General features: G+C 68.6%; 12 protein-coding genes. 9 read left to right on the top strand and 3 right to left on the bottom strand.

Annotated features, from left to right (window positions below):
- Positions 1-76: 76 nt before the first annotated feature.
- Positions 77-1,114 carry a LacI family DNA-binding transcriptional regulator gene (locus IEY89_RS07865; RefSeq protein ID WP_268240724.1) on the bottom strand — a complete coding sequence of 346 codons (1,038 nt, stop codon included), beginning with the start codon at positions 1,112-1,114 and terminating at the stop codon, positions 77-79.
- Between the two features lie 452 nt (positions 1,115-1,566).
- On the opposite strand from IEY89_RS07865, the gene IEY89_RS07860 reads away from it, so the two are divergent.
- From IEY89_RS07860 to IEY89_RS07845, 4 genes are all read left to right on the top strand, one after another.
- Positions 1,567-2,841 (top strand): extracellular solute-binding protein, encoded by a 1,275-nt coding sequence (locus IEY89_RS07860; RefSeq protein WP_189146566.1) that lies wholly within the window; start codon positions 1,567-1,569, stop codon positions 2,839-2,841.
- Positions 2,842-2,953: 112 nt separating this feature from the next.
- Entirely contained in the window at positions 2,954-3,958 is a 1,005-nt protein-coding gene (locus tag IEY89_RS07855; RefSeq protein WP_189146565.1) for a carbohydrate ABC transporter permease, read from the top strand.
- A gap of 19 nt (positions 3,959-3,977) precedes the next feature.
- Positions 3,978-4,877 (top strand): sugar ABC transporter permease, encoded by a 900-nt coding sequence (locus tag IEY89_RS07850; RefSeq protein WP_189146564.1) that lies wholly within the window; start codon positions 3,978-3,980, stop codon positions 4,875-4,877.
- 229 nt (positions 4,878-5,106) lie between these two features.
- Positions 5,107-6,783, top strand: a complete 1,677-nt coding sequence (locus IEY89_RS07845; RefSeq protein ID WP_189146563.1) for a glycoside hydrolase family 13 protein — start codon at positions 5,107-5,109, stop codon at positions 6,781-6,783.
- Between the two features lie 75 nt (positions 6,784-6,858).
- On the opposite strand, the gene IEY89_RS07840 is transcribed toward IEY89_RS07845, so the two are convergent.
- Positions 6,859-7,269, bottom strand: a complete 411-nt coding sequence (locus tag IEY89_RS07840; RefSeq protein ID WP_189146562.1) for a hypothetical protein — start codon at positions 7,267-7,269, stop codon at positions 6,859-6,861.
- Between the two features lie 593 nt (positions 7,270-7,862).
- Between IEY89_RS07840 and IEY89_RS07835 the strand changes: the two genes are divergently transcribed.
- The 5 genes from IEY89_RS07835 (at position 7,863) to IEY89_RS07815 (ending at position 20,492) form a co-directional block, all read left to right on the top strand.
- On the top strand, positions 7,863-10,925 hold the full coding sequence (locus IEY89_RS07835; protein WP_189146561.1) for an RICIN domain-containing protein: 3,063 nt from the start codon (positions 7,863-7,865) through the stop codon (positions 10,923-10,925).
- Positions 10,926-11,153: 228 nt separating this feature from the next.
- Positions 11,154-12,536: an alpha-amylase gene (locus IEY89_RS07830; protein WP_189146560.1), complete on the top strand. Its 1,383-nt coding sequence runs from the start codon at positions 11,154-11,156 to the stop codon at positions 12,534-12,536.
- Positions 12,537-12,639: 103 nt separating this feature from the next.
- Positions 12,640-18,135, top strand: coding sequence for a pullulanase-type alpha-1,6-glucosidase (gene pulA / locus IEY89_RS07825; protein WP_373287205.1), 5,496 nt, complete (start codon positions 12,640-12,642; stop codon positions 18,133-18,135).
- A gap of 298 nt (positions 18,136-18,433) precedes the next feature.
- On the top strand, positions 18,434-20,056 hold the full coding sequence (locus tag IEY89_RS07820; protein ID WP_189146913.1) for a fused response regulator/phosphatase: 1,623 nt from the start codon (positions 18,434-18,436) through the stop codon (positions 20,054-20,056).
- A gap of 79 nt (positions 20,057-20,135) precedes the next feature.
- Positions 20,136-20,492: a 5-carboxymethyl-2-hydroxymuconate Delta-isomerase gene (locus tag IEY89_RS07815; RefSeq protein ID WP_189146558.1), complete on the top strand. Its 357-nt coding sequence runs from the start codon at positions 20,136-20,138 to the stop codon at positions 20,490-20,492.
- Between the two features lie 24 nt (positions 20,493-20,516).
- Here the strand turns inward: IEY89_RS07815 and IEY89_RS07810 are convergent, their stop codons facing one another.
- Positions 20,517-21,236 (bottom strand): TetR/AcrR family transcriptional regulator, encoded by a 720-nt coding sequence (locus IEY89_RS07810; RefSeq protein WP_189146557.1) that lies wholly within the window; start codon positions 21,234-21,236, stop codon positions 20,517-20,519.
- Between the last annotated feature and the right edge of the window lie 49 nt (positions 21,237-21,285).

The raw sequence follows: 21,285 nt of genomic DNA, 5'->3' as shown, positions 1-21,285 counted from the left end.
GAGAGGCAGCCCGGACTGCTACCAGGGAACTGGCCGGAGCGGGGCTTTCTCCACCCTGAGAACGAGCCCGGAGGTGCTATGGGGAACGCGTGCGGTCCCCGGGGGCCGAGGCCGTCGAACCCCGGACCACCAGCTCCGGCATGAACACGAACTCGCTGTGCGGGGCGGGCGTACCGCCGATCTCCTCAAGGAGTGTGCGCACCGCGGCCTGGCCCATGGCCGGGACCGGCTTGCGGACCGTGGTGAGGGGCGGGTCGGTGAAGGCGATCAGGGGAGAGTCGTCGAAGCCCACGACCGAGACGTCCCGGGGGACCTCAAGACCGCGCTGCCGGGCCGCCCGTATCGCGCCCAGCGCCATCATGTCGCTCGCGCACACCACCGCCGTGCAGTCACGGTCGATGAGCGCCGTGGCCGCCGCCTGGCCACCTTCCAGGGTGTACAGCGAGTGCTGGACGAACCGTTTCTCGACGTCCTGCGCCGTCAGGCCCAGCAGATCCCGCATCGTCCTGACGAAGCCCTCGATCTTGCGCTGCACCGGCACGAAACGCTTCGGGCCGAGGGCCAGTCCGATACGGGTGTGGCCGAGCGACACGAGGTGGGTGACCGCCAGAGCCATCGCCGCGCGGTCGTCGGGGGAGATGAACGGCGCCTGCACCTTGGGGGAGAAGCCGTCCACCAGGACGAACGGCACGCCCTGGGCGCGCAGTTGCTCGTAGCGCTGCATGTCGGCGGAGGTGTCCGCGTGCAGACCGGAGACGAAGATGATGCCGGCCACGCCCCGGTCGACGAGCATCTCCGTCAGCTCGTCCTCCGTCGAACCGCCGGGCGTCTGGGTGGCCAGGACCGGCGTGTAACCCTGCCGGGTCAGGGCCTGCCCGATGACCTGCGCCAGGGCGGGGAAGATCGGGTTCTCCAGCTCCGGGGTGATGAGGCCCACCAGGCCCTCGCTGCGCTGCCGCAGCCGGACCGGGCGCTCGTAGCCCAGTACGTCGAGGGCGGCGAGCACGGTCTGGCGGGTGGTGGCGGCGACGCCCGGCTTCCCGTTCAGGACCCGGCTGACCGTCGCTTCGCTCACCCCCGCCTGGGCGGCGATATCGGCAAGCCGTGTGGTCACAGGGCTGGACTGTACCGGCCGGCCCTCGCCTTGCCCACCGAACGGCCGCCGGGCACGGGCTGTCGCTCGGCCCGCCGGACGGCCGGGACGGCCGCTCGCCGCCGCGGGTTGCTGCGTCATCGCGCTCCCTCGTGTGTCTGGCGTGTGTCTGGCGTCTGTCTGATGGGGCGTACATGGCAAGAGCTTGCAGAGTCTTGCACAAGTGTCCCGGATCCCGCTGGACAGCGGCAGAACAGGGGATCGAGTGGTTCCAGGGGAGTGCTCCGATGGGTCACGGCGCGGTAACTGTCGTCAGTTCTTGCATTTTTTTGCTGCAAGGTCTTTCGTCGCGCTTACCTGGCTGTTACGTTCACGTCGCCCGGCGGCGGCAACGGCGCGGCCGGCAAGTCGGCGGAAACGGCGGACGGGCCCGTTTCCGCCAGTACACGGGCTTTCACCCTCAAGGAGAACTCATGCGGCGTGGCATAGCGGCCACCGCGCTGGTGGCGTCCATCGCCCTCGCGGCGACGGCCTGCGGCGGAGACGACAGCGGCAGTGACAAGGCCGACGGTCCGGTCACCATCACCTGGTGGGACACCTCCAACGCCACCAACGAGGCGCCGACGTACCAGGCCCTCGTCAAGGAGTTCGAGGCCGCCAACAAGGACGTCAAGGTCAAGTACGTCAACGTCCCCTTCGACCAGGCGCAGAACAAGTTCGACACCGCCGCCGGTGCCTCCGGCGCCCCGGACGTGCTGCGTTCCGAGGTCGGCTGGACCCCCGCCTTCGCCAAGAAGGGCTTCCTGCTGCCGCTCGACGGCACCGAGGCCCTCACCGACGAGGCCAAGTTCCAGCCCAGCCTGATCGAACAGGCAAAGTACGAGGGCAAGACGTACGGCGTCCCGATCGTCACCGACACCCTCGCGCTGGTCTACAACAAGGAACTCTTCGCGAAGGCCGGCCTCACCGAGGCCCCGAAGACCTGGGCCGACCTGAAGACGGCCGCCGCCACCATCAAGGCCAAGACCGGCGTCGACGGCTACTGGGGCTCCACCCAGGCCTACTACGCCCAGTCGTTCCTCTACGGCGAGGGCACCGACACCGTCGACGCCGCCGCCAAGAAGATCACCGTCAACTCGGCCGCCGCCCAGAAGGCCTACGGCACCTGGCTCGGCCTCTTCGACGGCAAGGGCCTGCACAAGGCGGACACCACCGCCGACGCCTACGCCCACATCCAGGACGCGTTCGTCACCGGCAAGGTCGCCGCGATCATCCAGGGCCCGTGGGAGATCACCAACTTCTACAAGGGCGCCGCGTTCAAGGACAAGGCCAACCTCGGTATCGCCACCGTCCCGGCGGGCTCCAGCGGCAAGGCGGGCGCCCCGACCGGCGGCCACAACCTCTCCGTGTACGCGGGCTCGGACGCCGCGCACCAGAAGGCCGCGCTGAAGTTCGTCAACTTCATGACCTCCGCGAAGTCCCAGTCGCAGATCGCCCTGAAGAACTCCACGCTGCCCACCCGCGACGACGCCTACACCGCCGAGGTCAAGGCCGACCCGGGCCTCGCCGGCTACCAGGGCGTCCTCGCCGCCGCCCAGCCCCGCCCGGCGCTGCCCGAGTACAGCTCCCTGTGGGGTCCGCTCGACACCGAGCTGCCGCAGATCGCGGGCGGCAAGGAGTCCCTCGACAAGGGCCTCGGCAACGCGGAGACCGCGATCGCCAAGCTGGTCCCGGACTTCAGCAAGTGACCCCGCATGGCCGTCGGAACCGCCCGGTCGAACCCGGGGGACGGTTCCGACGGTCATCGGCCTGTCGGCCGTACCCCCTCGGTCTTCTTGATCTTCCAGAAGGTGTCGAACCATGACAGTCGCCATCGACCGCGCGACCGGCAAGCGCCGCGGTGAGCCCGGGCAGCGTCCCGGACGGCTCGATCGTCTCAAGCACGCGTACCAGAAGTACTGGTACGCGTACGCGATGATCGCGCCCGTGGTCGTCGTGCTCGGCGGACTCGTGCTCTACCCGCTCGTGCGCGGCCTCTACCTGACGCTCACGGACGCCAACAGCCTCAACTCCGCCCGCACGATCGGCGTCAACCACATCGACGCCACCTACAAGTTCATCGGCTTCGACAACTACGCCGACATCCTGTGGGGCGACACCGCGTACGACCGCTTCTGGTCGCACTTCATCTGGACGATCGTCTGGACCGCGCTCTGTGTGGCCCTGCACTACTGCATCGGCCTGGGCCTGGCCCTGCTCCTCAACCAGAAGCTGCGCGGGCGCACCTTCTACCGGCTGATCCTGGTCCTGCCGTGGGCCGTGCCCACCTTCGTCACCGTGTTCGGCTGGCGGTTCATGCTCGCCGACGGCGGCATCATCAACACGATGCTCGACGCGGTGCACCTGCCGTCACCGCTGTGGCTGGAGGACACCTTCTGGCAGCGGTTCGCCGCGATCATGGTCAACACGTGGTGCGGTGTGCCGTTCATGATGGTCTCGCTGCTCGGCGGCCTCCAGTCCATCGACTCCACGCTGTACGAGGCCGCGGACATGGACGGGGCGAACGCCTGGCAGCGGTTCCGGTACGTCACTCTGCCGGGCCTGCGCTCCGTCAGCTCGACCGTCGTACTCCTCGGCATCATCTGGACGTTCAACCAGTTCGCCGTGATCTTCCTGCTGTTCGGCAACACCGCCCCGGACGCGCAGATCCTCGTCACCTGGGCCTACTACCTCGGCTTCGGCCAACAGCCGCGCGACTTCGCGCAGTCGGCGGCCTACGGCATGCTGCTGCTGGCCATCCTCGTCGTCTTCACCTCCTTCTACCGCCGCTGGCTGAACCGCGATGAGCAGCAGCTCGCGATCTGAGGCAGGAGCCCAAGTCCCCATGAGTGCAACGACCGTTCAGAAGCCCACACCGTCGAAGCCGGCCGACGGCGCCGCCGCCCCGAGGCCCCGCGGGCGCCGTGGCCTCGCGGCCACCCTCGCCTCCCACGGACTCCTCACCGTCGCGAGCCTGGTCGCTCTCTTCCCCATCGCCTGGCTGCTCTACCTGTCCCTCGGCCCGGACAAGGACGACTACCTCCACCCCGGGGGCATCTGGGACAAGATGACGTTCGACAACTACTCGTTCGTCCTCCAGCACACCAACTTCTTCGACTGGATGAAGAGTTCGCTGATCGTCTCGCTCGGTACGACGGTCATCGGGGTGATGGTCGCGGCGACCACCGGATACGCGGTCTCGCGGATGCGCTTCCCCGGCTACCGCAAGTTCATGTGGGTACTGCTGGTCACCCAGATGTTCCCGATCGCCGTACTCATCGTGCCGATGTACCAGATCCTCTCGGACCTCCAGCTCATCGACAACTACCTCGGTCTGATCCTCGTCTACTGCTCGACGGCCGTGCCGTACTGCGCCTGGCTGCTCAAGGGATACTTCGACACGATCCCCTTCGAGATCGACGAGGCGGGACGCGTCGACGGGCTGACCCCCTTCGGCACCTTCGCGCGGCTGATCCTGCCGCTGGCCAAACCGGGCCTGGCGGTCGCCGCGTTCTACAGCTTCATCACCGCGTTCGGCGAGGTCGCGTTCGCCTCGACGTTCATGCTGTCGGACATGAAGTACACCTTCGCGGTCGGCCTGCAGAGCTTCGTCAGCGAGCACGACGCCCAGCGCAACCTGATGGCCGCCACCGCGGTACTGGTCGCGATACCCGTCTCGGCCTTCTTCTACCTGGTCCAGAAGAACCTGGTGACGGGCCTGACGGCGGGCGGCACCAAGGGCTGACACCGGCCCAGCCAACTCCCGCGCGTCATCTGCCGCGCGGGTGGCGGACGCGGTGGCCATCCGACCCCGCTGCCACCGCGTCCGCCAATGTCCGACGGTTCGGCCCGCGCCCCGTGCTTTTAGCCTTTAGGGGCGCGGGGAACTGCGCGACAAGCCCCCACCGGCCCGCAGCCTCAAAGCAGCCAGAAACCACCCCGTGACCCGAACTCCGTTACATATCAAGGACGTTATGAGCCAGCACTCCGCCGCTCCGGCCCCGACCTCCGCCGCCCCCGCCGCCGCCCACCGAGACTGGTGGCGCGACGCGGTCATCTACCAGGTCTACCCCCGAAGCTTCGCCGACAGTAACGGCGACGGCATGGGCGACCTGGAGGGCGTACGCACCCGGCTGCCGTATCTGCGCGACCTGGGCGTCGACGCCGTGTGGCTCAGCCCCTTCTACGCCTCCCCGCAGGCCGACGCCGGCTACGACGTCGCCGACTACCGGGCCGTGGACCCGATGTTCGGCAACCTCCTGGACGCCGACGCCCTGATCCGCGACGCCCACGAACTGTACCTGCGGATCATCGTCGACCTGGTCCCCAACCACTCCTCCGACCAGCACGAGTGGTTCAAGCGGGCGGTCACGGAAGGCCCCGGCTCACCTCTGCGGGACCGCTACCACTTCCGCCCCGGCAAGGGCGAGAACGGCGAACTCCCGCCCAACGACTGGGAGTCCATCTTCGGCGGCCCGGCCTGGACGAGGATCACCGAGCCGGACGGCACCCCGGGGGAGTGGTACCTGCACCTCTTCGCGCCCGAGCAGCCCGACTTCAACTGGGAACACCCGGCGGTCGGGGACGAGTTCCGGTCGGTCCTGCGGTTCTGGCTCGACATGGGCGTCGACGGCTTCCGTATCGATGTCGCCCATGGGCTGGTGAAGGCGGCGGGCCTCCCGGACCTGGGATCCCACGACCAGCTCAAGCTGCTGGGCAACGATGTCATGCCGTTCTTCGACCAGGACGGCGTACACGCCATCTACCGCGAATGGCGCCTGGTCCTCGACGAGTACGCGGGCGAGCGGATCTTCGTTGCCGAAGCCTGGACCCCGACCGTCGAACGCACGGCGAACTACGTCCGCCCGGACGAACTCCACCAGGCCTTCAACTTCCAGTACCTGGCCACCTATTGGGACGCGGCCGAACTGAAGGTCGTCATCGACCGCACCCTGGACGCCATGCGCCCGGTCGGCGCCCCCGCCACCTGGGTGCTGTCCAACCACGACGTCACCCGCCACGCGACGCGCTTCGCCAACGACCCCGGCCTGGGCACCCAGATCCGCCTCGCCGGAGACCGCGCGCTGGGCCTGCGCAGGGCCCGCGCGGCAACCCTGTTGATGCTGGCGCTGCCCGGCTCGGCGTACGTCTACCAGGGTGAGGAACTGGGCCTGCCGGACGTCGTCGACCTCTCGGACGAGGTCCGCCAGGACCCCGCGTACTTCCGGGGCGAGGGCCAGGACGGCTTCCGCGACGGCTGCCGGGTGCCGATCCCGTGGACCCGTGAGGGCTCGTCGTACGGCTTCGGTGCGGGCGGCTCCTGGCTTCCGCAGCCCGTCGAGTGGGGCGAGTTGAGCGTCGAGGCGCAGACGGGGGAGTCCGGCTCCACCCTTGAGCTGTACCGCGCCGCCCTCGCCGCCCGCCGCGAACACCCCGGCCTCGGCGCGGGCGACTCCGTCGAGTGGCTGCGGGCTCCGCAGGGCGTCCTCGCCTTCCGGCGCGGTGAGTTCGTGTGCGTGGCGAACACCAGCGGTGAGGCGGTCACGATCCCGGCGTACGGCGAGATCCTGGTCGCGAGCGGCGACGTGACGGTGGCGCAGGACGAGGCGAAGCTGTCGGCGGACACGACTGTGTGGTGGACGACGGTCTGACATTCCCGCAGGTGCCCGCACAGGCGCCTGCGGTCGAACTCGCAGGGTCCGCCGCCCGGTTCGGGGTGGCGGGCCCTACTGCGTTGCGACGGTCGAGGGGCCTTCTCGCTTCAGGGCGACGGTCACAGCGGAAACGGCGGCGGTCGCGCCGAGGCTTCCCATCATGATCATTACCACCCCCACCATGAAGAGTCCGCTGGCGTCGTCCGACCAGTCGTAGAAGGCGGCGACCGTCAGTCCGGCCGTGGTGCCGAGCACAGCGCCCGGGAAGTGGCGCCGGGACGCCGCCCAGTACACGGGCGCCAGCAGGGTCAGCACCAGCCCGATCACCTGCCACGCCTCGTACGGGCCGGTCGTCGAGCCGTCAGCGTGCACGTCGTGCCGCTGGTCCCAGCCCAACCAGGCGGCCCATGCCGCCAGTGCCATGCCGGCCAGCACCAGGACGGGCAACAACTGGCGAACGGGCTTCGGTAGTTGTCTTTCCATGACCCCAGCGTTCCGGCTCACCTCGTGGCCGGCCAGAGCGTACGTACTCAGTTCAACCTGAGTACCTCGCGTGGGTACGGATCAGGGTTTCGATGTCCTCCTCGTCGCCCATGTGGGCGCTCACATGGCGGCAGCAGGGTAGCAATACGTCCTATGACTCGGGAAGACGTTGGGTGACTGTGCCGTCACGGATTCACATTGAATTCACTGTAACCGCAGGTAAGCCCTCTTTGTGATCATCTTTTCTGTGTGAAGTATGGACAACACTTCCGATGCGTCCTATACATACCTCCCATGTTCCGGTTGCTGTCATGGGGAGCCGGGCCGTCTCCTCGACGCATCAGACAGGGGCCCGCATGTTCTTGAGTGATGGCGGTAGCCGCCCGTTTGCTGACGTCCAGTCATATTGCTTCGCGATGGCGCCAGTTGCCCTCGTGCCCGCGTCCGGCACGGACCCCCACCCACCGCGACGGGCTTGAGCGAGAGCCAGTCGTCGATCGCGTTCGCCATCCCGGGAGTGACAACCGGAGCAGTCCGTGGGTGGCGGATGTTAGCGCTCACATTCTTTCGGATCCGCACACCGAGGAGTACTCATGCATCAGCACGGTCCGCCGCCACGCCGTAGACGTTTCGCCCAGTTGTTCGTGGCCGTCACGGCGCTGCTTGCCGGGGTGCTGGCGGTGCCGGTGTCGGCAGCCGCCGCGCCGGTGTCGGCAGCCGCCACGACGGTGACCGACATCAACGGGTTCACCGCGGGCAACGGCGCGATCAGGTCGGTCGACCTGGCCGGAACCTGGGGCTTCACGCCGAAGGGCCGCGCGGCGACGTCGATCAACGTGCCCGGCGGCGGCTGGTACAAGCAGGGCTTCACCGACGTGAACGAGGCGACCTACTCGCGCACCGTGACCGTGCCGAACTCGGGTCAGCCGCAGTCGGTGTGGATCGAGTTCGGCGCGGTGAACCACGAGGCGACGCTGTCGGTGGACGGACAGGTGGTCGGCACCCAGACCACCTCCTTCACGCCGTCGAACTTCGACATATCCGCCTTCGCCGCCCCCGGCACCACCCACACGATCACCGTGAACGTCAAGGGCCGCTACGGCCTGAAGAACGCGAGTGGGAACCAGACCCTGGTTCCCGACGCCGCCAACTGGTCCGAGGCGATCCCCCAGGGCATCTACCGCTCGGCGTTCCTGCGCGTCTACCCGGCGGTACACGTCAGCGACGCGTTCGTCCGCACCTCCGTGGCCGACAAGACCCTCACCTACGACGTCTCCGTGACGAACACCTCCGGCAACTCGCGGTCGGTGACGCTGACCGGCTCGCTCGCCTCGGACGGCGGTGGGTCGTTCACCTACCCGTCGCTGCCCAGCCGCACGGTCACCGTGGCCGCCCACTCGACCGCCAAGGTGACGGTCGGCCCGGTGGCGTGGAACCTCGGCTCCTCCTCGTACTGGTGGCCGAACGTGCCCTACCGTTCCGGGTACCGCGCCCAGCTGCACCAGCTGTCGGTGCACGCGTCCACCGACGACGGCCGTACCAGCGACGCCACCTACCGGTTCGGGTTCCGGGACACCACCCAGAACGGCGAGTACTACTACGTCAACGGCGTCCGCGTGAACTTCCGCGGTGACAGCCTCCAGGGCGCGAACTACGACCGGATCGACAACGGCGGCAAGGGTGACGCCTTCGACACGCTGCCCGGCTTCCTCCCGCCGTCCGCGGGCAACGGCGGCTGGCCGCAGGCGGTCGACAACTACCAGCGGCTCAACTACAACGTGGTCCGCATCCACCAGGAGCCGGGCAGCCCGTACATGCTCGACGTGGCCGACGAGATGGGCCTGATGATCATCGACGAGACCGCCATCCGCGGCACCTGCAGCTGTCAGGACTTCGTCGCCGGGCACGACAACATGGTCAACCACGCCAAGGCACTGACCCTGCGCGACCGCAACCACCCCTCGATCATCCGCTGGAGCCAGAGCAACGAGAACGACATCAGCAGCTTCGACTCCGAGTCCTTCGAGAGGGACCTGTACAACGCGATGAACGGCAACGACGGCACCCGGCCGGTCAGCGTCGACACCGCCTGGAACACCAACCCGTACCCGAACCTGCTGAACGGCAACTTCGCCGTCTTCTCGCACTACATCGACGGCATCGGCAAGTACGGCGAGGCGCGCGCCGACCTGGCCGGCCGGCCCGACGGCGAGGGCGAGTACGTCTGGAACAAGGCCAACACCAAGCAGGGCTTCGAGTGGTTCGCCACCACGACGATCGCCAAGCGCGCCAAGGACGCCAGCGACCTGCGCCCCTACACCCTGCTGTCCGGCTGGGCCAGCTTCGTACCCGGCGTGAAGAGCACCGACTTCATCCTCGAAGAGGGCGGTAACCCCGTCTACGGTGAGAACAACCTGTCCGCCCCGTGGAGCAACCCGCAGATCCAGCGGATCCAGGCCGCGTTCAACCCGATCGCCGCTGTCGACCTGCCCTACTGGTCGGCCTCCGGCGAGTCGGACGAGAACGGCACCTTCCCGCTCCCGGAGAAGGTGGACTCCTACGCCCACAACAGCACCGTCAACCGGAACATCACCGTCTTCAACGACGACCTGAGCGGTACGTCCGTCGGCTTCAACTGGACGGCGCGCCTGGACAGGCCCGACGGCACGGTCGTCGCGTCCGGAAACGAGTCCCTCACCATCCCGCTCGGCTCCCGGGTCACCCGGCCGATCTCGTTCACAGCGCCGGCCAGTGGCTCCCGCGTGTACCTGGTGCTGTCGACCACGAAGTCGGGCAGCACCACGTTCACCGACTCGGTCCAGTACCTCAACCTGGGCGCCGCCGGCAGCGCGGCGACCACGGTGGACGACGCGGCCGGCACGGTCACCTACAACGGCGGTTGGGGCCACGCGACCGGCGAGTCCGGCACGTACTCCGGTACGAACTCCTACAGTGACACCGCGGGCGACGCGGCGACGCTGAGCTTCACCGGTACCGGCGTCACCCTGCGCTCCGTAACGGCGCCGAGCCACGGCATCGTGGGTGTCTCCATCGACGGCGGGACCGAGGCGCAGGTCGACCTGTACTCGGCGTCGCGCGCCGGCGACGTCGCGGTGTGGACCAGTCCCCGGCTGACCTCCGGCACGCACACGATCAAGGTGCGCGTCACCGGCACCAAGCGGGCCGCCGCGACGAACGACTATGGCACCATCGACCGTTTCGTGATCGCCAACGAACCGGTGGCGGGCACGAACTACCGCATCGTCAACCGCAACAGCGGCAAGGCGCTCGCCGTGGCCGGTGATTCGACCGCGGACCGCGCGTTGGTCGTCCAGAAGGCGGACGGCGGCGCCTGGACCGTCAACACCGCCCCCGGCGGCGCGTACACGCTGACCTACGTCAGAAGCGGCAAGGCGCTCGACGTCGACGGCTACTCCTCGACCGTCGGGCTCCAGCTCCAGCAGTGGACGCCTTCCGGCGGCACCAACCAGCGGTGGTACCTCCGCCCCAACGGCGACGGGTACTTCACCGTCACCAGCCACGACAGCGGCCTGGCGATGGACGTGTACGGCTGGGAAACCGGCGACAACGCCAGGGTCGTCCAGTGGACCGCCGGCGGCGGCGCCAACCAGCAGTGGCAGCTGGTACCTGCGTGACCTGCTCCCGACCGTCACCCCCGTGCTGACCAGGCGGTAGGAGTAAATCTCCTGGTTTTGGAGGGCCTGCGACCCGTACAGGGGCGCAGGCCCTCCGTCGCTGTGTCCCAAGGGTTGACCGTTGGACAAGTGGGCTCGTACCTTGCGGTCGGTTGAAAGTTTTCAGCCATCTTGCAGCAAGAACCGGTAAGAGATCTTGCTTGGACCTTCAACGGAGAAGGACCCCACATGGCCAGTAGAACCCTCTCCGGCGCGCTCGCCCTCGTGGCGGGCGCGTCGATCGCGCTCGGCGTCCCGACGGGCGCCGCCAACGCCTCCCCGCCCGGCACCAGGGACGTCACCGCCGTCCTCTTCGAGTGGAAGTTCGCCTCGGTCGCCAAGGAGTGCACCAACACCCTCGGGCCCGCCGGCTACGGCTTCGTCCAGGTCTCCCCGCCCGCCGAGCACATACAGGGCTCGCAGTGGTGGACCTCGTACCAGCCGGTGAGCTACAGGATCGCGGGCCGACTCGGTGACGCCACCGCCTTCAAGAGCATGATCGACACGTGCCACGCGGCCGGTGTGAAGGTCGTCGTCGACGCCGTCGTCAACCACATGTCGGCGGGATCGGGGACCGGTACGGGCGGTTCGTCGTACACGAAGTACAACTACCCAGGTCTGTACTCCTCCTACGATTTCGACAACTGCACGGCCACCATCAGTGACTACACCAACCGCGCCAACGTCCAGAACTGCGAGCTCGTGCAGCTCGCCGACCTCGACACCGGTGAGGAGTACGTCCGTTCGGCCATCGCCGGGTACATGAACTCCCTGCTCGGGTACGGCGTCGACGGCTTCCGCATCGACGCGGCCAAGCACATCCCGGCGGCCGACCTGGCCAACATCAAGTCCCGGCTGAGCAACCCGTCGGTGTACTGGAAGCAGGAGGCCATCTTCGGCAGCGGCGAGGCCGTCCAGCCCACCGAGTACACGGGCAACGGAGACGTCCAGGAGTTCCGTTACGCGTACGACCTCAAGCGGGTCTTCAACAACGAGAACCTCGCCTACCTGAAGAACTACGGCGAGGGCTGGGGCTATATGAGCGGCTCGGTCGCCGGTGTCTTCGTCGACAACCACGACACCGAGCGCAACGGCAGCACGCTCAGCTACAAGGACAACGCCAACTACACCCTCGCCAACGTCTTCATGCTGGCGTACCCGTACGGCGCCCCGGACATCAACTCCGGGTACGAGTTCTCCGACACGGACGCGGGCCCGCCCAACGGCGGTACCGTCAACGCCTGTTGGCAGGACGGCTGGAAGTGCCAGCACGCCTGGCCGGAGATCCTGCGCATGGTCGCCTTCCGCAACGCCGTGCGCGGCGAGTCCGTCACCAACTGGTGGGACAACGGAGGCGACGCGATCGCCTTCGGGCGGGGCGGTAAGGGGTACGTCGCCATCAACCACGAGTCGAGCAGCCTGAGTCGGACCTACCAGACCTCGCTGCCCGCCGGGACGTACTGCAACGTGCAGAGCAACACGACGGTGAGCGTGAACAGTTCGGGTCAGTTCACCGCGACCCTCGGCTCCAACGCCGCCCTCGCGATCTACGCGGGCAAGTCCACCTGCTGAAAGTTCTTTCTGTTACTTTCACGACCCTTGCTGTAAACCTTTCGGCGGCGGTACGGTCGCGCGGGGTCGGACCCGAAGAGCCGTGATCGCAAGGAGTCCATCCGTGATACCGAGATGGCCGTCGCCGACAGGGCGCCGTACAGCCCGTACAGCCGGCGTTGCCCGTACCACCCGTACATCCCCTACATCCCGTACCGCCCGCGCCGGACGAGTCGCCGCGCTCACCGTGACCGCGCTGACCGCGGCCCTCGTCCAGCCCCTGGCCGCCGGGGCCGCGGGGGCCGCCACACCGCCCGCGCCCCCTTCCGACGCGAAGCTGGCGAAGACGCCCGCCCGCAACGACCTCACCCGCGAGCAGTTCTACTTCGTGCTGCCGGACCGATTCGCCAACGGGGACAAGGCCAACGACAAGGGCGGCCTGACCGGTTCACGCCTCGCCACCGGCTACGACCCCACCGACAAGGGCTTCTACCAGGGCGGCGACCTCAAGGGCCTCACGCACAGGCTCGACTACATCAAGGGCCTCGGCACCACCGCCATCTGGCTGGCCCCGATCTTCAAGAACGAGCCCGTGCAGGGGACCGGGGCGGACGCCTCGGCCGGGTACCACGGGTACTGGATCACGGACTTCACCCAGGTCGACCCGCACTTCGGCACCAACCAGGACCTGGAAACCCTCATCTCCAAGGCACACGCCAAGGGCCTGAAGGTCTTCTTCGACGTCATCACCAACCACACCGCCGACGTCGTCGACCACGAGCAGAAGTCCTACGACTACCTCTCCAAGGGCGCCTTCCCGTATCTCACCAAGGACGGCGAGCCGTTCGACGACGCGGACCACGCGGACGGGAAGGCCGAGTTCCCGTCCGTCGACACCGACTCCTTCCCGCGCACGCCCGTCGTCCCCGCCGCGAAGAAGAACGCCAAGGTCCCGTCCTGGCTCAACGACCCGACGATGTACCACAACCGGGGCGACTCCACCTGGGCCGGTGAGTCGGCCACGTACGGCGACTTCGTCGGGCTCGACGACCTGTGGACCGAGCGTCCCGAGGTCGTCAGCGGGATGGAGAAGATCTACGAGCGCTGGGTGCGGGACTTCGACATCGACGGCTTCCGGATCGACACCGTGAAGCACGTCAACATGGAGTTCTGGACCCAGTGGGCCACCGCGCTGGACGCGTACGCGGCCAGGAAGGGCCGTGACGACTTCTTCATGTTCGGCGAGGTCTACTCCGCCGACACGTCCGTGACCTCGCCGTACGTCACCCAGGGCCGTCTGGACTCCACGCTCGACTTCCCCTTCCAGGACGCGGCCCGCTCGTACGCCTCCCAGGGTGGCAGTGCGCGGAAGCTCGCCTCGGTCTTCGGCGACGACCACAAGTACACGACCGACAAGGCCAACGCGTACGAGCAGGTCACCTTCCTCGGCAATCACGACATGGGCCGGATCGGGTCCTTCCTGCGACAGGACAACCCGAAGGCCACCGACGCCGAACTGCTCGCCAAGGACAGGCTCGCCAACGAGCTGATGTTCCTCAGCCGTGGCAACCCGGTCGTCTACTACGGCGACGAGCAGGGCTTCACCGGCGCGGGCGGTGACAAGGACGCCCGCCAGACGATGTTCGCCTCGAAGGTCACCGACTACCTCGACGACGACGAGCTCGGCACCGACCGCACGCACGCCAGCGACGCCTACGACACGAGAGCACCGCTCTACCAGCAGATCAGTGCTCTCGCCAAGCTCCGCAAGGCCAACCCGGCCCTCGCCGACGGCGTCCAGACCGAGCGCCACGCGGCCGACGGCGCCGGCGTCTACGCCTTCTCCCGCACCGAGGCCCGGTCCGGCACCGAGTACGTCGTGGCCTTCAACAACGCGCCCGAGGCGAAGACGGCGACGTTCCCCACCGGCTCGGCGGACATGGCCTTCAAGGGGATCTACGGGACCCACGCCAAGGTGACGAGCGGCACCGACAGGAAGCTCACCGTCACCGTCCCGCCCGGCACGGCGATCGTCCTCAAGGCCGCCGGCCGGCTCGCCACCCCCGCCACCAAGCCCTCCCTCACCCTCACCGCCCCGCCCACCGGCGCCACCGGCACCGTGAACATCACCGCCGACGTCGACGGCGGGCAGCTCAACCGCGTCGTCTTCGCCGCCCAGACCGGCAACGGCAGGTGGCAGACCCTCGGCTCCGCCGACCACGCGCCCTACCGGGTCACCCAGACCATCGCCAAGGACGTTGCCCCCGGAACACCCTTGCGCTACAAGGCTGTTGTGATCGACCGCGCCGGACGCACGGCAAGCGCCATGGCGACCTCCACCACGGGCACCCTGCCCGCCCCCGAGGTCCCCACGGCCTCCTCGCGCGACCACGCGGTCGTCCACTACAAGCGCGCGGACGGCGACTACACCGACTGGCGCCTGTACGCCTGGGGCGACATCGCCGACGGCGAGGGCACGACCTGGCCCGCCGGCCACGACTTCGTCGGGCGGGACGCGTACGGCGCCTTCGCCTACGTCAAGCTCAAGCCCGGTGCCTCCAGCGTGAGTTACCTCGTCATCGACAAGGACGGCAACAAGGACGTCTCCACCGACCGCTCGATCGACGTCACGAAGACCGGCGAGATCTGGGTCGAGCAGGGCAAAGAAGTCGTCCTGACCCAGAAGCCCACCGCCGACTATCCCGCCCAGGACACGTCCAAGGCGGTCCTCCACTACCACCGGGCCGACGGCAACTACGACGGCTGGGGTCTGCACGTCTGGTCCGGAGCCGCGCATCCCACGGACTGGTCGAAGCCCCTGGAGCCGGTGCGGACCGACGCGTACGGCGCGGTCTACGAGGTACCGCTCAACGCCGGTGCCACCAGCCTCAGTTACCTCATCCACAAGGGTGACGAGAAGGACCTCTCCACCGACCAGGCCCTCGACCTCAAGACCAACGGACACGAGGTCTGGCTTCTGAACGGCCAGGAGAAGTACCTGCTCCCGCAGCCCGTGGGCAGCTCGGCCGCCCTCGACCTGACCACCTCCAAGGCGGTCTGGATCGACCGGAACACCGTCGCCTGGAACGGCGACGACACCGCCGCCTCCACCCAGTTGCTGTACTCCCGCACCGGCTCGATCGCGGCCAAGGACGGCGCGCTGACCAGCACGGACGAGCGATGGCTCCGCCTCACCAAGGCGGCCCTCACCGACGCCCAGAAGGCGAGGTTCCCGCATCTGAAGGCGTACACCGCCTGGACGGTCGACCCACGTGACCGCGACCGGGTCCGCGAGGCCCTGCGCGGCCAGGCCGTCGCTTCCCAACGGGCCGCGAACGGCGCGGTGCTCGCGGCGACGGGCGTTCAACTCGCCGGTGTACTCGACGATCTCTACGACGGATCGGGCGCCGACCTCGGGCCGACATTCGGCAAGGGCCGTCCGACGCTCGCCGTCTGGGCGCCGACAGCCCAGTCGGTGCAGCTCGACCTCGCCGGCACCCGCATAGCCATGAAGCGCAACGACACCACCGGCGTCTGGTCCGTCACCGGCGGCAAGTCCTGGAAGAACAAGCCCTACCGGTACGTCGTGAAGGTCTGGGCCCCGAGCGTCGCCAAGATCGTCACCAACGAGGTCACCGACCCCTACTCGGTCGCCCTGACCGCGGACTCCGAGCGCAGCCTCGTCGTCGACCTTGACGACAGGTCCCTGGCGCCGGGCGGCTGGACGTCGTACACCAAGCCCGAGGCCGTACCGCTCACCGACGCCCAGATCCAGGAACTGCACGTCCGGGACTTCTCGGTCGCCGACGACACCGTGCCCGCGAAGGACCAGGGCACCTACCTCGCCTTCACCGACAGGGACAGCGACGGCTCCAGGCACCTCCGCGCACTGGCGAAGGCCGGCACCTCGTACGTGCACCTCCTGCCCGCCTTCGACATCGCCACCATCCCCGAGAAGAAGGCGGACCAGGCGACCGTCGACTGCGACCTGTCCTCCTACGCCGCCGACTCCGACCAGCAGCAGGCATGCGTCGGGAGGATCGCCGCGAAGGACGCGTACAACTGGGGCTACGACCCGTACCACTACACCGTTCCGGAGGGCTCGTACGCGAGCGACCCGGACGGGACGCGGCGCACGGTCGAGTTCCGGCAGATGGTGAAGTCGCTCAACAGCGACGGGCTGCGGGTCGTCATGGACGTGGTCTACAACCACACCCCGGCCAGTGGCCAGGCGAAGACGAGTGTCCTCGACAAGGTGGTCCCCGGCTACTACCAGCGACTCCTCGCCGACGGGTCGGTCGCCAACTCCACCTGCTGCGCCAACACGGCGCCCGAGAACACCATGATGGGCAAGCTCGTCGTCGACTCGATCGTCACCTGGGCCAGGGAGTACAAGGTCGACGGCTTCCGCTTCGACCTGATGGGTCACCACCCGAAGGCCAACATCCTGGCGGTCAGGAAGGCCCTCGACGCGCTCACCCTCAAGAAGGACGGCGTCGACGGCAGGAAGATCATCCTGTACGGGGAGGGCTGGAACTTCGGCGAGGTCGCCGACGACGCCCGCTTCGTGCAGGCCACGCAGAAGAACATGGCGGGGACGGGTGTCGCGACCTTCTCCGACCGGGCGCGTGACGCCGTGCGCGGCGGCGGCCCCTTCGACGAGGACCCGGGCGTCCAGGGCTTCGCGTCCGGGCTGTACACCGACCCCAACTCGTCCACCGGTAACGGCACTTCGGCCGAACAGAAGGCCCGCCTTCTGCACTACCAGGACCTGATCAAGGTGGGCCTGTCCGGCAACCTCGCCGCCTACCGGTTCACCGGCACCGACGGCGAGGAGGTCACCGGCGCCCAGGTCGACTACAACGGACAGCCCGCCGGTTACGCACATGCGCCCGGCGACGCCCTCGCCTACGCCGACGCGCACGACAACGAGTCACTGTTCGACGCGCTCGCCTTCAAACTGCCCGCCACGACGAGCGCCGCCGACCGGGCCCGTATGCAGGTCCTCGCCATGGCCACGGCCGCCCTCTCGCAGGGGCCGTCCCTCTCCCAGGCAGGCAGCGACCTGCTGCGCTCCAAGTCCCTCGACCGCAACTCCTACGACAGCGGTGACTGGTTCAACGCCATCCACTGGAACTGCGCGGACGGCAACGGCAACGGCAACAGCAACGGCTTCGGACGCGGGCTGCCCATGGCGGCCGACAACGCCTCCAAGTGGCCATACGCCAAGCCCCTGTTGTCCACCATCACGGTCGGCTGCCCACAGATCGAGGGGGCCTCGGCCGCGTACCGAGATCTGCTGAGAATCCGTACGACGGAGAGCGACTTCTCCCTCGACACGGCCGGACAGGTGCAGTCGAAGCTCTCCTTCCCACTGTCCGGCAAGGACGAGACGCCCGGCGTGATCACCATGCAACTCGGCGATCTCGTCATCGTGTTCAACGCGACCCCCGAGCGCAGTGAGCAGCGGGTCGGCCCGCTCGCCGGGACCTCGTACGCGCTGCATCCCGTGCTGCGGGCGGGAGCGGACCCCGTCGTCAAGTCAGCCACGTACGACCGGGACTCGGGCACGTTCGCCGTTCCGGGAAGATCCGTCGCGGTGTTCTTCCGCACCCCCTGACAAGGGCATTACCCTGGTGGGGCAGACCTAGGGCCTGTCGTCACATCCCTGCGTGCCTGGCGGCGCCATGCACGCTCCCCCAGCCTCCGGCAGGGGGGACCCCCACTCGCCGCACCGGGCACAGTCCCACGTACAACCAGTACGAGGGCCTGCGCCCGGCACGCCGAGAGCACGCACCTACTCAGACACGAGCCGCTGCCGCGGCGGGCGCCAGGCCCGCCCTCCGGGCGGACGACGGGAATGTGACGACAGGCCCTAGACCCTGGTCTGCCCCACCGGTGTGTCCAAGGGCGGCCAGATGGACGGCAACGGCAAGCGGACCGACACCACCGTGCTCGTCGTGGACGGCACCGCGGCCGGCCGCTACGCGATGAGTGCCCTGCTCCGTCGCGCCGGTTACCAGGTCGTCCCGGTCGCCGGCGGACACGAGGCGCTCGCCGAACTCGACGTACGGCTGCGCAAGGGCGTCCTGCCCGACGTGTGCCTCATCGACATGAATCTGCCCGGTGTGAGCGGGGTCGAACTGTGCCGCCGGATCAAGACCCGGCCGCACATGGCAGGACTGCCCGTCGTCCACTTCTCGGCCTCCTGGGTGTCCCCGGGCGACCGGTCCGACGGGCTGGAGGCGGGTGGGGAGGCGTATCTGACGATGCCCGCCGAGCCCGGGGAGATCGACGCGGTGCTGCGGGCCGCGGTGCGCGCCTCGCGGCTGAGAGCCGACGACCAGGCACTGGCACGACGGCTGACCCGGCTGTCGGAGACGATCTTCACCATCCAGGCGGCGCGCTCCCTTCAGGAACTCGCCGACGCCGCCGCCGAGGGCACCGCGCGGCTCACCGGCTCGCCCGCCGCCGTGTTCTTCCTCGGCCCGGACGACGAGCTGTACCGCGCCACCTCCCGCGACCGCACCACACTGGCCATGCCGGACGAGAGTGCCCACCGCGTCGTGGCGGGCCTGCTCCGGCGGCTCACCCGTGGGCAGAGCGGGGTGCAGATCACCACCGTGCCCTCGCCGTTGTGGCCCGCGGGGTTCTTCCGGCCGGGCATGGAGCACGACGCCCGCCTGGTACTGATCCCCACCGAGGACGGCAGGGCCTCGGTGTGCCTGGCCACGCCCACCCGCGGGACGCGCAGGGTGAGCCCCGAGAACGAGTCCCTGGTGGCCCGCCTCGCACAGGCCACCGTGCTCGCCGCCGAGCCACTGCTCATGTACCAGGTCGAGCGGCATGTCGCCCTCACCCTCCAGCACAGCTTCCTGCCCCGCCCCGACCGGCTGCCCGACCTCCCGGGCATCGATGTCGTGGTCCGGTACGTGCCCGCGTCCCGGGACGCCGAGATCGGCGGCGACTTCTACGCCGCCCTGCGCACCGACGACGGCGTCCTCGCCGCGGTCGGTGACGTCGTCGGGCACTCGCTGGACGCGGCCACCGTCATGGTCGAGATCCGGCACGCGCTGCGCGCCTACTGCGTCGACGAGAGCGACCCGGCCGTGCTCACCGAGCGCCTCGACCGGATGCTCCAGCGCTACCACCCCGAGGTCACGGCCACCGTGTGCCTGGTCCACGTCGACCCGGGCACCGGACGCACCCGTATCGCCAACGCCGGCCATATCCCGCCGCTCATCATCCGCGACAACAGCGGCGCCGACTACGCCAAGGCCGCGGGTCCGTTGCTCGGCGTGGGCCTCGCGCATCCGCCGCCCACCGAACTGTTCCTCGAAGCCACCGACCGGCTCCTCCTGATCACCGACGGCCTGATCGAGACCCGGGGCACCGACCTCGCGGACTCCATGGAACACCTGCGCGCGGCGGCCTCGGGCGCGCTGCCCGGCCTGGACGCCCTCTGCGACACACTGCTGGTCTCCTTCGGCCACGACCGGGAGGACGACATCGCGATGCTGGCGCTGCGGCTCGCTGACTAGGGCGAACGGCCAGGACCAACGGCCGGCACCAACGGCTAGGGTGTGGTGGCCGTGCCGTCGTAGAACAGGGGTTTGACCCATGCCGCAGATCACCGTCGACTACTCGGGTCCGCTGACCGAGGCCTTCGACCGGCGCGCGTTCGCGCTCGCGCTGCACGAGGAGGTCGTCGCCACGGCGAAGGCGAAGCCCGAGGCGTGCAAGACGCAGTTCCGCCGTACCGAGGACGCCACGGTCGGCGCGGAGAGCGACGGCCACGCGATCGTGCATGTCTGGATCGGCATGCTCACCGGGCGCACCGTCGAGACCAAGGCCCAACTGACCGAAGCCGTACTGGAGTTGGTGCGCAAGTATGTGAAGCCTGTCGAGGGCCTCGCTCTGCATGCCTCGGTCGAGGTCCGCGAACTCGACGACTCCTACCGCAAGTTCGACAGCTGACCCGTCCGGCCGACCGTCAGTGGGTTACGAGGCGAGCGAGATGAGCCGTGTGACCAGGTCGCTGAACGGGCCGTCGGCAGGCTCCTGTTTGAGCATCCGGCGCAGCAGTGCGGCCATCTCCTCGTCATAGGCGGCGCTCACGGCGGCCAGCGCCGCGAAGTCGTGCACGAGCTGCGCCTCCAGCTCACCGCGCGGCACGCGCCGCCCGTCCAGCCAGATCAGCGCGGTCGACTCGACGAGTGATATCCACGTCCGGATGACCAACTCCAGCCGGGCGGGCGCCTCTTCGGCGGTCAGGTCCAGATGCGACAGGATCTGGACATACGCGGCCTGTCGTACGGCGTCGATGAGCGCGTTCGTCGCCGAGGCGCTGCTCGAACGCACCTCGTCCGCGGACACCGCAGGACCACCGCGCATCAACGCCGCGAAGCCGGGCCCGTGGTCGTCGACGAAGTCGAAGAACCGGCGCATCACGCGCAGCAGCCGCGCGCCCAGCGGACCCTCGTGCGGCTCCACGAACCGGCCCGCCAGATCGTCCGACGCACGCTTCAACGCGGCCTCGTACAAGCTGAGTTTGCCGGGAAAGTAGTGGTAGACCAATGGGCGCGAGATGCCCGCGGCCGACGCGATCTCATCGATGGAGACCTCATCGGGCGAGCGGCGGCTGAACAGTTCGAGGGCGACGCCGATCAACTGCTGCCGGCGTTCCTCGACTCCCATTCTGCGGCGAACCCCGGTTGTCATGCGAACACCTTACCGATCGAATACGGCCCGCAACGGACGGGTCCGACCG

The sequence above is a fragment of the Streptomyces lacrimifluminis genome (genome assembly GCF_014646095.1).
In the GTDB taxonomy this organism is placed as follows: Bacteria; Actinomycetota; Actinomycetes; order Streptomycetales; family Streptomycetaceae; genus Streptomyces; species Streptomyces lacrimifluminis.
The sequence above is the reverse complement of the archived record's forward strand: the minus strand, read 5'-3'. Positions and strand labels throughout refer to the sequence as shown.

Excerpts from the sequence above, each read along its gene's own strand:
- IEY89_RS07820 (WP_189146913.1), top strand. The coding sequence starts at position 18,434 with ATGGACGGCAACGGCAAGCGGACCGACACCACCGTGCTCGTCGTGGAC.
- IEY89_RS07850 (WP_189146564.1), top strand. The coding sequence starts at position 3,978 with ATGAGTGCAACGACCGTTCAGAAGCCCACACCGTCGAAGCCGGCCGAC.
- IEY89_RS07840 (WP_189146562.1), bottom strand. The coding sequence starts at position 7,269 with ATGGAAAGACAACTACCGAAGCCCGTTCGCCAGTTGTTGCCCGTCCTG.
- IEY89_RS07860 (WP_189146566.1), top strand. The coding sequence starts at position 1,567 with ATGCGGCGTGGCATAGCGGCCACCGCGCTGGTGGCGTCCATCGCCCTC.
- IEY89_RS07815 (WP_189146558.1), top strand. The coding sequence starts at position 20,136 with ATGCCGCAGATCACCGTCGACTACTCGGGTCCGCTGACCGAGGCCTTC.
- IEY89_RS07845 (WP_189146563.1), top strand. The coding sequence starts at position 5,107 with ATGAGCCAGCACTCCGCCGCTCCGGCCCCGACCTCCGCCGCCCCCGCC.
- IEY89_RS07810 (WP_189146557.1), bottom strand. The coding sequence starts at position 21,236 with ATGACAACCGGGGTTCGCCGCAGAATGGGAGTCGAGGAACGCCGGCAG.
- IEY89_RS07830 (WP_189146560.1), top strand. The coding sequence starts at position 11,154 with ATGGCCAGTAGAACCCTCTCCGGCGCGCTCGCCCTCGTGGCGGGCGCG.
- IEY89_RS07855 (WP_189146565.1), top strand. The coding sequence starts at position 2,954 with ATGACAGTCGCCATCGACCGCGCGACCGGCAAGCGCCGCGGTGAGCCC.
- IEY89_RS07835 (WP_189146561.1), top strand. The coding sequence starts at position 7,863 with ATGCATCAGCACGGTCCGCCGCCACGCCGTAGACGTTTCGCCCAGTTG.